Annotated in this window: 9 protein-coding genes; 3 read left to right on the top strand and 6 right to left on the bottom strand. The window is 72.9% G+C overall.

Features of this window, described 5'->3' with window-relative positions:
• Positions 1-188: 188 nt before the first annotated feature.
• The 5 genes from ACX28W_RS32590 to ACX28W_RS32570 are packed head-to-tail and all read right to left on the bottom strand — an operon-like array spanning position 189 to position 5,651.
• Positions 189-989, bottom strand: a complete 801-nt coding sequence (locus tag ACX28W_RS32590) for an ECF transporter S component (protein ID WP_459003560.1) — start codon at positions 987-989, stop codon at positions 189-191.
• Complete coding sequence (locus ACX28W_RS32585) at positions 986-2,671, bottom strand: ABC transporter ATP-binding protein (protein WP_459003558.1); 1,686 nt, start codon at positions 2,669-2,671, stop codon at positions 986-988. Before ACX28W_RS32585 ends, ACX28W_RS32590 begins: the two co-directional genes overlap by 4 nt.
• Complete coding sequence (locus tag ACX28W_RS32580) at positions 2,668-3,789, bottom strand: energy-coupling factor transporter transmembrane component T (protein ID WP_459003556.1); 1,122 nt, start codon at positions 3,787-3,789, stop codon at positions 2,668-2,670. Before ACX28W_RS32580 ends, ACX28W_RS32585 begins: the two co-directional genes overlap by 4 nt.
• 12 nt (positions 3,790-3,801) lie before the next feature.
• Complete coding sequence (locus ACX28W_RS32575; RefSeq protein ID WP_459003555.1) at positions 3,802-4,413, bottom strand: SCO2322 family protein; 612 nt, start codon at positions 4,411-4,413, stop codon at positions 3,802-3,804.
• Complete coding sequence (locus ACX28W_RS32570; RefSeq protein WP_459003554.1) at positions 4,410-5,651, bottom strand: prenyltransferase/squalene oxidase repeat-containing protein; 1,242 nt, start codon at positions 5,649-5,651, stop codon at positions 4,410-4,412. The genes ACX28W_RS32575 and ACX28W_RS32570 overlap by 4 nt, the downstream gene beginning before the upstream one ends.
• 291 nt (positions 5,652-5,942) lie before the next feature.
• On the opposite strand from ACX28W_RS32570, the gene ACX28W_RS32565 reads away from it, so the two are divergent.
• Both ACX28W_RS32565 and ACX28W_RS32560 read left to right on the top strand, forming a co-directional pair.
• Positions 5,943-6,617 carry a phosphotransferase gene (locus ACX28W_RS32565; RefSeq protein WP_459003552.1) on the top strand — a complete coding sequence of 225 codons (675 nt, stop codon included), beginning with the start codon at positions 5,943-5,945 and terminating at the stop codon, positions 6,615-6,617.
• Positions 6,618-6,792: 175 nt separating this feature from the next.
• Positions 6,793-8,922: an ATP-binding protein gene (locus tag ACX28W_RS32560; protein ID WP_459003551.1), complete on the top strand. Its 2,130-nt coding sequence runs from the start codon at positions 6,793-6,795 to the stop codon at positions 8,920-8,922.
• 28 nt (positions 8,923-8,950) lie between these two features.
• Here ACX28W_RS32560 and ACX28W_RS32555 read toward each other — a convergent pair whose 3' ends face one another.
• Positions 8,951-9,988 carry an MBL fold metallo-hydrolase gene (locus ACX28W_RS32555; RefSeq protein WP_459003549.1) on the bottom strand — a complete coding sequence of 346 codons (1,038 nt, stop codon included), beginning with the start codon at positions 9,986-9,988 and terminating at the stop codon, positions 8,951-8,953.
• A 409-nt stretch (positions 9,989-10,397) separates the two neighbouring features.
• On the opposite strand from ACX28W_RS32555, the gene ACX28W_RS32550 reads away from it, so the two are divergent.
• The gene (locus ACX28W_RS32550) at positions 10,398-11,855 is read left to right on the top strand and encodes an aldehyde dehydrogenase (protein WP_459003547.1); all 1,458 of its coding nucleotides are present in this window, start codon (positions 10,398-10,400) and stop codon (positions 11,853-11,855) included.

The following is an 11,855-nucleotide window of genomic DNA, read 5'->3' as shown; positions in this document are numbered from 1 at the left end:
GTGCCTTGTGTGACCTGGCTCTCAAACCCCAGGTCAGAGGGGTTGACGACGCGTCCATGCCACGCATTTCCGCTACGGCCGCGCTTCGTATGTGACGGAGGTCCTGTGGGCTGGTTCACCCGGCAAATGACGGACGGCGTGCGAATGGTCTACGCAGAGTGGGCCGGGAGTGTGACCTGGGCCGCAGCTCACCGGGGTTCGAACGTGACCGGCGTCTCGAAAGCGGCCCGTCGCGTGGCCCGGCGCAGCGCCTTGAGGAGGGTCGCGCCGAGCGTGAGGGTCAGGACGACGGTGACGACCGCCCGGCCCAGGTCCCAGCCGAGGGAGGTGGCCAGGCAGTAGGCGAGGAAGCGGGCCAGGTTGGCAGGGGTCGAGGCGTCCGGGTCGAAGGCGACGTTCGAGGCCAGGGCGTCCATGAAGGGCCAGCCGGCCAGGTTCATGACCGTGCCGTAGGCGAAGGCGGCGCAGAATCCGTACGCGGCGAGCATCGCCAGCTCCGCGCGCCCCCGCAGCCGCTCGGGCCCCGGCAGCAGCCCGGCGCCCATCGTGAACCACCCCATCGCGAGCATCTGGAACGGCATCCACGGCCCCACCCCACCGGTGAGCAGAGCCGACGCGAACATCGTCACGCCGCCGAGCACGAACCCGAACCCCGGCCCGAGCACTCGCCCGCTCAGCACCATCAGGAAGAACATCGGCTCGATCCCGGCCGTCCCGGCACCGATCGGCCGCAGCGCGGCGCCGGTCGCGGCCAGCACCCCGAGCATGGCCACCGCCTTCGGGCCGAGCCCGGACTCGGAGATCGTCGCGGCGACGACCGCGACGAGCAGCACGAGCAGCCCCGCGAACAGCCAGGGGGCGTCCTGCGCGTGCGTGCCGACCTGGGAGGTGGGGTCGGCGAAGAGCGGCCAGCCGAACGCGGCGAGGCCTACCCCGCTCACGAGGGTGAGCGCGGCGATGGAACGGGGGCCGAGGCGGATGACCTTCATGCGAGTGCGTCCCTTATCTGGGCGACCGTGAGCCATGGCTGCGGCGCCAGCACCTTCGTGACCTGCGGGGCGAAGGACGGGGACGCGACGACCACCTCGGCCGTGGGGCCGTCGGCGACGATCTCGCCGTCCGCGAGGACGACGACGCGGTGGGCCAGCTCGGCGGCGAGCTCCACGTCGTGGGTGGCCAGGACGATGGCATGGCCCTCGGCCGCAAGGCCGCGCAGGACGGCGACCAGCCGGGCCTTCGCCGCGTAGTCGAGACCTCGGGTCGGTTCGTCGAGGAGGAGTAGTGGGGGGCGGGCCGTCAGGACCACGGCCAGCGCGAGCGCCAGCCGCTGGCCCTCCGACAGATCCCGGGGGTGCGTGTCGTCCGTGATGCCGGGCAGCAGCCCGGACACCAGCTCCCGGCAGGTGCCGGTGGCGGCCCCGGCATCGCTGTCGGCCGCCGCGCACTCGGCGGCCACCGTGTCCGCGTACAGCAGGTCGCGCGGTTCCTGCGGTACGAGACCCACGCGCCGTACGAGGTCCCGCGGCGGCGTCCGGTGCGGGACCGCGCCCCCGACCCGGACCGAACCGGCGGCCGGTTCGACCAGCCCGACCAGCGTCCCGAGGAGGGTGGACTTCCCGGCGCCGTTGCGGCCCATCAGGGCGATGATCTCGCCGGCGGCGACGGTGAGGTCGACACGGCGGAGTGCCTCGACGTGGCCGTGGCGGACGGCGAGGGCTTCGACCGAGGCGGCATGCGGGGTGGCGGGGGTGATGGCGGGAGTGCGCTTGCGGAGGAAACGTGGGCGGGGGGAGAGCGGCGGGAGGGGCTGCCTGATGCCGCCGGGCGTCGGGGTCGCCGTCTCGGTCGGGGTGAGCGTCGACAGTCGCTCCCGCAGCGCCCCCGCCCGGCGCCGCGCGTCGCGCACCGTGAGCGGGAGCGGGGACCAGTCGGCCAGGCGGCCCAGGTCCACCACCGGTGGGTACACCGGGGAGGCGGCCATGATCTCGGACGGCGTGCCGAGGAGCGGCGGGGCGCCAGGGGACGGGAGGAGGGCGACCTGGTCGGCGTACTGGATGACGCGTTCGAGGCGGTGCTCGGCCATGAGGACGGTCGTGCCGAGGTCGTGCACCAGGCGTTGCAGCACGGCGAGGACCTCCTCCGCGGCGGCCGGGTCGAGCGCCGACGTGGGCTCGTCGAGGACCAGGACCTTCGGGTGTGGGGTGAGTACCGAGCCGATCGCGACCCGCTGCTGCTGTCCGCCGGAGAGTGTGGCGATCGGGCGGTCGCGCAGGTCCGCCAGGCCCAGCAGGTCCAGGGTCTCCTCGACGCGACGGCGCATCACGGCCGGGGCGAGTCCGAGAGACTCCATGCCGTACGCGAGTTCGTCCTCGACCGTGTCCGTCACGAAGTGGGACAGCGGATCCTGGCCCACCGTGCCGACGACGTCCGCGAGTTCGCGCGGCTTGTGGGTGCGGGTGTCCCGCCCGGCGACCGTGACCCGGCCGCGCAGGGTGCCGCCCGTGAAGTGCGGGACGAGTCCGCCGACCGCACCGAGAACCGTCGACTTGCCGACACCGGAGGGGCCGACCAGGAGGACCAGTTCACCCTCCGGGACCTCGAAGTCCACGCCGCGGACGGTGGGTTCGGCCGCTCCGTCGTAGGTCACGGAGACATCCTCGAAGCGGATCATGAGGGCTCCTTGGGGATCGGGGCGACGAAGGCGGGGAGGAGTCCGAGGAGGACGGCCGCGGCGGGCCAGAGGGGGAGGGCCGGTGCCACGAGGGGGACGACGCCGGGGCGCAGCGCCGCCGGGTCGTACGTCGCGGCGACCACCATCAGCGCCGCCACCGCCACGCCCGACCCCGCGACCAGCCACGCCCGTACACCCCACACGTCCGGCCGGTAGCGCGTGCGCGGCGAGCGGCGGCCGCCCAGCCACAGGCCGCCGAGCGCCGAGGCCAGCCCGGCGAGCAGCACGGGCAGGCCGAAGCCGCCGCCCTCGGCGGTCAGCACTCCGTACGTTCCCGCGCAGACGCCGAGCAGGCCGCCGAGCGTCAGTACGGCGGTGGTGCGGCGGACGGCGGGCGGGACCTGGGCGGTGCGGCCGTAGCCGCGCGCGTCCATCGCCGCCGCCAGTGCGACCGACCGCTCCAACGCGCCCTCCAGTACCGGGAGTCCGACGTGCAGCAGGCCGCGCAGGCCCCGGTCGGGGCGGCCGCGCAGGCGACGGGCGGCTCGCAGTCTGCGCACGTCCGCGATCAGGTTCGGCGCGAAGGTGAGGGCGACCACGACCGCGACGCCCGCCTCGTACAGCGCGCCCGGCAGTGATTTCAGCAGGCGTGCCGGGTTCGCCAGGGCGTTCGCGGCGCCGACGCAGATCAGCAGCGTGGCCAGTTTCAGGCCGTCGTACAGGGCGAAGACCAGACCCTCGGCGGTGACCCGGCCGCCGATGCGGATGCCCTGCGCCCAGTGCGGGAGGGGGACTTCGGGGAGTGTGACGAGGAGGTGCGTGCCGGGGATGGGGGAGCCGAGGAACACGGCGAAGGCCAGCCGGATGCCGAGGACGGCGATGCCGAGCTTGATGAACGCGCTGTAGGAGCGGGCCCAGGGGGCGTTCGTGCGGCGGGCGGCCACTACGTAGCCGGCTACGCCTATGAGGAGGGCGAGGAGGAGGGGGTTGGTGGTGCGGGAGGCGGCGGTGCCCAGGCCCAAGGACCAGATCCACCAGGTCCCTGGGGGGAGGGCGTTGTTGCGGTTTGCTTCCGGGGTGGGGGTGACCCACGTGGTGGCGGTACGTGCTGTCGCCATGGTGTGCGTCCCTCAGCCTCGGCGGCGGCGGGACTGCCAGATTGCCGCCGCGCCCAGGGTGGCTACGGCGGCCACTCCCGCGATCAGGCCCACCGACGGGCCGTCGTCGGACGGCTGGGTCGCCGAGACCTGGTCGCCGCAGCCCGACCGGGGGTAGCCGGCGATGGAGCACAGCAGGGCGTTGGTGTCGTAGCGGAGGGGTTTGGCCACCGTGGCGAGGGCGTCCGCCGTGGTCGCGTCGGAGGGGACGCGGGCGCAGGCCGTGCGCGCCCGGGGCGGCTTCTCGCCGGACGACGCGTCCGTGGTCGTACCGAAGTCGATGACGAGGGCCACCCGCTTGTGGTCTTCCTGGGCGGGCGTCCTGGCGCAGATGGACGCGAAGTCGGCGTTCCCGCGCGGTTTCGAGGCGTCCTGCGAGTCCTCGCTCACCGCGAAGCGGAAACCCTGTACGTCGCCGTCGTACGGCCGCGTGGTCGACGGCCCCTGCGTGGCGTATGTCCACTTGCCGCCGGTCAGGTCCCAGAAGGACCAGTAGCGGTAGCCGACGGCCTGGGCCTGCCCTGCCGTGCCGAGCACGAGCAGGGCCAGGGCCAGGACGAGCGAGGTCGTGCCGCGCCGGGTCACGGCTGCCGCTGCTTGTTGCGGCCGCTGATCAGGAAGCCGATGCCGATACCGCCGACGAGACCGACGCCGACGATCCACCAGACACTGACGCCCTTGTCGTCGTCCTTCTTCTCGTCACTCGGGGCGGCCGCGGAGTTGTCGGACGCGTCCGTCGCCGGGCCCGTCGCGCCGAGCTGCCGCACGAGGTCCGCGCCGCCGAAGTCCCGCGGGTCGGTGCCGGTGGCGTGGGCGGCGAAGATCAGCTGGGCGTACGCGGCGGGACCGGCCTTCGCCGCCCAGGCGCCGGAGTTCTTCTCCAGCCAGGCGAGGGGCTGCTTCGTGTCCGTGGTCCAGCCCTCGGCGGCGAGCGCGACGACCGCGTCCGCGGTGTTGGCGTAGTCGGGCTGGTCCTCGGAGCCGGGCAGCGCCGACTTCAGGTAGGGGGTGGTGGTGAGGGCGTTGGAGAGGTAGGACGCGCCGTTGCGCGCCGCCTCCTCCGGCGTGAACTTCTGCGGGCCGCAGGTGTAGCCGGACGACGTCGTCTTCCCGGCCGTCGTCACGAACCCCTTGCCGAGGACGCCGAGGACCGCCGCGGCCGTGGCGTCCGCGTTGGCCGTCAGCTTGCCCTTCTTGTCGGGCTGGTAGGCGAACCCGCCGCCGCTGCCCTCGCCTTCGCACTCGAGGGACAGCGTCACCAGGGCGTCGTACGGCGACTTGCCGCCCTTGGAGACCTCCTTGGGCTTCTCGCCCGCGGCCGTGAGCGCGCCGATCACCACGGAGGTGGAGTTCGCGTCGCTGGCCCCGCCCGCCGCGTAGCCCCAGCCGCCGTCCGTGTTCTGCACGGACTTCAGCCAGGCGACCCCTTTGCTCGTTTGGGCATCGTGCCCGCCGAGCGCGGCGAGGGCCTGTACGGCCGCCGCGGTGCTGTTCGTGTCGACCATCGTCTTGGCGTCGCACTTCGCCGTGACGTCGGCGCGGTACGCGGCGAAGGCGCCGTTCGCGCACTGCTGCCCGGTCAGCCAGTCGACGGCCTTGGCCGCGGGCTTCACCCCCACGGTGTGCTGGGCCAGCAGCGCGAGGGACTGCCGCCAGACGCCGTCGTAGGTGGGGTCGGTGGTGCCGTAGAGGCCGGAGGGGATGGCCTGGGACGGAGAGGGGGAAGCGTCGTCGGCGATGGCGGCGGCCGGGGCGACGACCGTACCGATCACGACGGTGGCGGCCAGTGCGGCCAGTACCGCGGCGCTGCGGCGAACAATCATGACTCTCCCTGCGGGGAACCGGGCAGCACCGGGCGCAGGCTTGGCCCCGAGCGGCTCCGGCCCCGTATGCCTCGACGGTGCCGGCCACTGGCGGGCTGCCGGTGGCACGAGCCGGTCACGTCCCGGACGAGGCGATCCGGCTCACCGCCCGGAGGGGCGGCTCACGGTTGCGGGTCAGCGCCGGAATTGCACCGGCTTTCCCCCGTACGGGTGTGATGACGACGCGCTCACTGTACCGGCACGTAGGAAAACGCCTGAGGGCCGGTTGTGCGGGCCGGTACGTTCACGGTCATGCGAGGGACGGGGAGACTGCTCGGCTCGGGGCGTTCGGCGGACGTCTACGAGATCGACGAGGCGTGGGTGCTGCGGCGGGACCGGGAGGGGTGGGGTGACGCGGCGGCCGAGGCGGCGGTGATGGAGCACGTACGCGGTCACGGCTATCCGGTGCCGGCGGTGCGCGCGGCGACCCGGACCGAGCTGGAGATGGAGCGGCTGGAGGGGCCGACGATGCTGGCGGCGTTCGTCGCGGGGCGGATGGGACCCCGGGAGGGCGGCGCCCTCCTCGCCGGGCTGCTGCGCGCGCTGCACGCCGTGCCCGCCCGGGCCTCCGGCGACCCGTCCGCCCGCGTACTGCACCTGGATCTGCATCCCGACAACGTCATGCTCACCTCGGACGGCCCGAAGGTCATCGACTGGGCCAACGCCGAGGAGGGCCCGCCCGGCCTGGACTGGGGCATGTCCGCGGTGATCCTCGCGCAGGTGGCCGTCTGCGGTGAGGCCCACGCGGAGGGGGCCCGCGAGACGCTGGCCGTGCTGCTCGACGGCAACGCGGAGTGCGTGACGCGGGACGGACTGGCGGAGGCGCGGCGGCGCCGGGCGGCCAATCCGACGATGAGCGCGCGCGAGGTCGAAGCCCTGGGGGAGGCGGAGCGGTTGATCCGGGAGCTGCTTCAGCCGCTTCGCTGAGTGGTGTCGGCGGCTGTGTATCCACCGGAGAGTTGATCGCATTTCGTCGAAAGCCGACCGGAACCGAAGCGGAACCGACGTAGAACCGACGTAGAACAGACGCGGTGCCGCCGCTGTTCTGTCCCCGTGCTCGGACGGCCGCCGAGGAGGGCGTGACCAGGCCAGACTGGTGGGTGTGTCCGACAAGACGACCGGTGGCCGGTCCGGCAATCTGCCTCCCGAGACGCGTAGCTTCGTCGGGCGGCTGGAAGAACTCGACCGGCTGGAGCGGGAGCTGGAGCCCGCGGCGGGCGTCCACAGACTTCTGAGCCTCGTCGGGGTCGGCGGGGTCGGCAAGACCCGGCTCGCCGTGCGCGCCGGGGTCCGGGTCCGGGACGCCTACCCCGACGGCGTCTGGCTGGTGGAACTGTCACTGGTGCGGATCGCCGGCCTGGTCGGCCACGCCGTCGTGGAGGCGCTGCGGCTCGGCGACCAGTCGACCCGCCCGGTCGCCGAGGTGGTCGCCGCATGGGCGCGGGACAAACGGCTGTTGCTGGTGCTCGACTCCTGCGAACACGTCCTCGCGGACTGCGCGGCGCTCGTCGAGGCCCTGCTGCCCGCCCTCCCCGGCCTGCGCATCCTCGTCACCAGCCGCGAACCGCTCGGACTGCCGGGCGAACTCGTCCTGCCCGTGGACCCGTTGCCCGTCGCCGACGACGCGGTGACCTTGTTCGCCGACCGGGCGGCGGCCACCGGGTTCACTCTCGACGACACCAACCGCCCCACGGTGGAGGCCGTCTGCCGCCGCCTCGACGGTATCCCGCTCGCCCTCGAACTCGCCGCGGCCCGGCTCTGCGAACTCTCCCTGGCCCAGCTCCACGGCCTCCCCCAAGTTCTCGGCTGCGCTCGAACAGGGGGCACCCCCACCGACGAACGCCTGCCGTCCCGCCTCGACCCGCTCAGCTCGCCCGACGACGGCGCGGGCGTGGGACCGCCGCGCCACCGGACACTGCGTACGGCGATCGGCTGGAGCCACGAACTGTGCGAACCGCTCGAGCGACTGCTGTGGGCCCGGCTCTCGGTGTTCGCCGGTGGCTTCTGCGTGCGCGCGGCCGAGGAGATCTGCGCGGGCGGCCCGCTGCCCGCCGGACGGATCGCCGACCTGCTGGCCCGGCTCGTCGAGCAGTCCATCGTGCAGCGCCACCGCACCGACCCGGCCCGCTTCCGACTCCTCGACACCGTACGGGAGTTCGGCGCCGACTGGCTGCGCGCCCTCGGCGAGGAACACGCCGTACGCCTGCGCCACCGCGACCACTTCCGGCAACTGGCCCGTCAGGGCAGCGCCGAGTGGAACACCGGACGGCAGGTCGCGTGGTGCGAGCGCACCCTCACCGAGCACGCCAACCTCCGGGCCGCCATGGACTGCGCGCTCACCGAACCCGGCAGTCGCGTCGCCCTGGAGATGGCGGCCGACGTCGGGTTCCTGTGGCGGCACTGCGGCTCTCTGCGCGACGCCCAGCACTGCCTCGACCTCGTGCTCGCCACCGACCCCGCGCCCGGACCCGAGCACACCCGCGCACTGTGGGTGCGCGGCGCGGTGGCGCTGCTCCAGGGTGACCTGGAGGTCGCGGCGGACTGGGCGACGCGGAGCGCGGACGCGGCCGAGGCGCAGGGCGATCCGGTGGCGATGGTGGCCGCCGCGTACCTCGCGGGCGGTCAACTGGCCCTGAGCGGACGGTTGACCGAGGCGATCGAGGTGCTGTCCGCCACTCCCCGACTCCCCATCCGGGACGACGGGTTCGGGGCCGCCCAGCTCCAGGTCCGGGTGGCGCTCTCCTTCGCGCACATGCTCCGGGGCGAACACGACCGGGCGCGCACGGTGGCCCACGAGGTGCGCGAGGCCAGCGTGGCGTGCGGGGAGTCCTGGGCGGGCGCCTTCGCCGACGGGATCGTGGCCCAGACGGACCTGGCCCGCGGAGACGTCCGCGCGGCGGTCGGCAACGCCCGCACCGCGCTGGCGGGGCACGCACTCCTGTACAACACCGTGGGCGCGGCGATGGCGCTGGACATCCTCGCCGCCGCGGTCGCCGCGGACGGTGACGGCCACCGCGCGGCCCGTCTCCTCGGCATCGGCGAGCGCGTCTGGGAACTCACCGGGCGCGCCCAGATGAACTCGCCCGACCTGCTGGCCACCCGCCGCTCCCACGAGCACCGCATCCGCGCCGCGATCGGCGACGCCGCGTACGAGAAGGCGTACGAGGAGGGCCGCGACATGCCGTACGAGGACGGGCTGGACCATGCGATCGGTGAGGTGGGCGGCCGATGACGGGGGCGGGCCCGCCGTCTCCGACGTATTACAGCGCCACGTACGTCACCGGATCGCTCCCCGTCACCGCCTCCGCCCGGCCCAGCTTCACCAGCCGGCGCACATGGGCCTCGGCCTCCGACAGTGCGATGTTCCTCGAGGTGAAGGGGATCTGGTCCCAGGGGCGGTTCCACTCCATGCGCTCGGCGAGCTGCCAGGCGGTGAGGGGGGTCGAGAGGAGGGTGAGGAGGTCGGTGAGGCGGTCCTCGTGGTGCGCGAGCAACTCCCGTACGCGCCCAGGGGCGTCGGTGAAGGCGTGCTGGTGGGCGGGGAGCACCTCGGCCGGGTCGAGGCGGCCGACGCGTTCGAGGGAGTCGAGGTAGTCACCCAGGGGATCGGTGACGGTGGCGTCGTCCGGATCCTCGTACAGACCGATGTGCGGAGTGATCCGCGGCAGCAGGTGGTCGCCGGAGAACAGGCGGCCGTGGCCCGGGAGCCCGGCCGGGTGGGTCTCCTCCAGGTGGAGGCAGACGTGGCCGGGGGTGTGTCCTGGGGTCCAGATCGCGCGCAGGCGGCGGCCGGGCAGTTCGAGGAGTTCGCCGGGGACGATCTCGCGGTCGGGGAGGGCGGGGGAGAAGCCGGGCAGGGTGCCGGGGCGCCGCGCCGACCGCGCCTCGCGCAGCAGCGTCATGTGCTCCTCGGGAGCGCCGGAGGCCGCCAGCTTGTCCGCCATGTACGCGAACCAGCGGTCCGGCCGGCTCTCCCGCGCCCGCCGTACGATCGCGGTGTCCGCCTCGTGCATCGCGATCCACGCACCGGACGCGTCCCGTACCTTGCCCGACAGACCGTGGTGGTCGGGGTGGTGGTGGGTGATGACCACGCCGTGCACCTCGGCGACGGACACACCGCAGCCGGTGAGCCCGTCGGCGAGGACGTCCCAGGAGGCCGGGTCGTCCCAGCCCGTGTCGATCAGCACCGGGCCCCGGTCGGTGTCGACGACGTGGACCAGCGTGGTTCCGAGCGGGTTGTCGGGGATGGGGACCCTGATCGACCGTACGCCCCCGCCGTGGTCGGTCACCTGTGCCATGGGCTCCCCTGTCGCCGATTCCAGTCACTGTAACTGGAACTGGTTCCAATGGGAGCCCAAGTCACCTAATGGGTACTGAGGTTGATCGGATCAGACGCTGTCGTTGACCGCGTTGATGACGTTCACCGCGTTGAGGTCGTGGAGGGAGGAGAACAGGTCGTCGCTGATCCGCTCGCCGGTCGTCGCGTCCGCTTCGTGGTGGGCGAGCACCGTCCATGTCCGTACGGCTGTGTCCCTCGACGGGGTAACCGACGGCGAAGGCGTCGAGTAGTCGGTGTCGGGGAAAGCCCGGAAGGTGTGGCGAAGTGGTGTGAGGGCCGTGGACTCCTCGAAGGGGAACTGGTATCAGTCTCCATGTCATCGATATCTGATGCATCGTCAGAGAACGTCCCCGGGGAGGCAGTCGGCCATGACCGAGCTCGTGGAACACGGACAGCTGTTCATCGGCGGGGAGTTGACGGACCCCCTGGGCAAGGACGTCATCGAGGTGATCTCGCCGCACACCGAGGAGGTCATCGGACGCGTCCCACACGCCTCGAACGAGGACGTCGACCGGGCGGTCGCGGCGGCGCGCAAGGCCTTCGACGAAGGGCCCTGGCCGCGGCTGACCCTCGACGAGCGGATCGAGGTCGTCACCCGGATCAAGGACGCGATCGCGGTGCGTCACGAGGAGATCGCCCGCGTCATCTCCTCCGAGAACGGCTCCCCGTACTCCTGGAGCGTCCTCGCCCAGGCCCTCGGCGCGATGATGGTGTGGGACGCGGCGATCACGGTCGCGCGCGGCTTCACGTACGAGGAGACGCGCGACGGAGTCCTCGGGAAGATCCTCGTCCGGCGCGAGCCGGTGGGTGTGGTCGCGGCCGTGGCGCCGTGGAACGTGCCGCAGTTCGTGGCGGCAGCCAAGCTCGCGCCCGCGCTGCTGACCGGCTGCACCGTCGTACTGAAGCCGTCGCCGGAGTCACCCCTGGACGCGTACCTGCTGGGGGAGATCGCTCGCGACGCGGGGCTGCCGGAAGGTGTCCTCTCCATCCTCCCGGCGGACCGCGAGGTGAGTGAGTACCTGGTCGGACACCCCGGCATCGACAAGGTCTCCTTCACGGGCTCGGTCGCGGCGGGCCGACGCGTGATGGAGGTGGCGTCGCGCAACCTCACCCGCGTGACGCTGGAGCTGGGCGGAAAGTCGGCGGCGGTGGTGCTGCCGGACGCGGACATCGCGACGTCCGTCCCCGGGATCGTCTCGGCGGCCTGGATGAACAACGGCCAGGCGTGTGTCGCGCAGACCCGCATCCTGCTGCCGCGCTCCCGCTACGACGAGTTCGCGGACGCCTTCGCCGCCGCGGCGAGCGCCCTGGTCGTCGGCGACCCGCTGGACCCGGCGACCCAGGTGGGCCCGCTCGTCGCCCGACGGCAGCAGCAGCGCAGCCTCGACTACATCCGCATCGGCCAGGAGGAGGGCGCCAAGATCCTCACGGGCGGCGGCCGTCCGCACGGGCTGGATCGCGGCTGGTATGTCGAGCCGACCCTCTTCGGTGACGTCGACAACTCGATGCGGATCGCGCGGGAGGAGATCTTCGGCCCGGTGATCTGCCTCCTTCCCTACGGCGACGAGGCCGAGGCCGTGAAGATCGCCAACGACTCCGACTACGGGCTGAGCGGCAGCGTCTGGACGGCCGACGTCGCACACGGCATCGAGGTCGCCCGGCAGGTCCGTACCGGCACGTACTCCGTCAACACCTTCAGCCTCGACATGCTCGGCCCCTTCGGCGGCTACAAGAACTCGGGTCTGGGGCGGGAGTTCGGGCCCGAGGGCTACGGCGAGTTCCTGGAGCACAAGATGATCCACCTGCCCGCCGGCTGGGAGGCGTGA

The organism is Streptomyces sp. SD15 (assembly GCF_054462255.1).
The sequence above is the reverse complement of the archived record's forward strand: the minus strand, read 5'-3'. Positions and strand labels throughout refer to the sequence as shown.

Coding starts and splice junctions, on each gene's coding strand:
- ACX28W_RS32590 (WP_459003560.1), bottom strand. CDS start 989: ATGAAGGTCATCCGCCTCGGCCCCCGTTCCATCGCCGCGCTCACCCTC.
- ACX28W_RS32585 (WP_459003558.1), bottom strand. CDS start 2,671: ATGATCCGCTTCGAGGATGTCTCCGTGACCTACGACGGAGCGGCCGAA.
- ACX28W_RS32580 (WP_459003556.1), bottom strand. CDS start 3,789: ATGGCGACAGCACGTACCGCCACCACGTGGGTCACCCCCACCCCGGAA.
- ACX28W_RS32570 (WP_459003554.1), bottom strand. CDS start 5,651: ATGATTGTTCGCCGCAGCGCCGCGGTACTGGCCGCACTGGCCGCCACC.
- ACX28W_RS32565 (WP_459003552.1), top strand. CDS start 5,943: ATGCGAGGGACGGGGAGACTGCTCGGCTCGGGGCGTTCGGCGGACGTC.
- ACX28W_RS32555 (WP_459003549.1), bottom strand. CDS start 9,988: ATGGCACAGGTGACCGACCACGGCGGGGGCGTACGGTCGATCAGGGTC.
- ACX28W_RS32550 (WP_459003547.1), top strand. CDS start 10,398: ATGACCGAGCTCGTGGAACACGGACAGCTGTTCATCGGCGGGGAGTTG.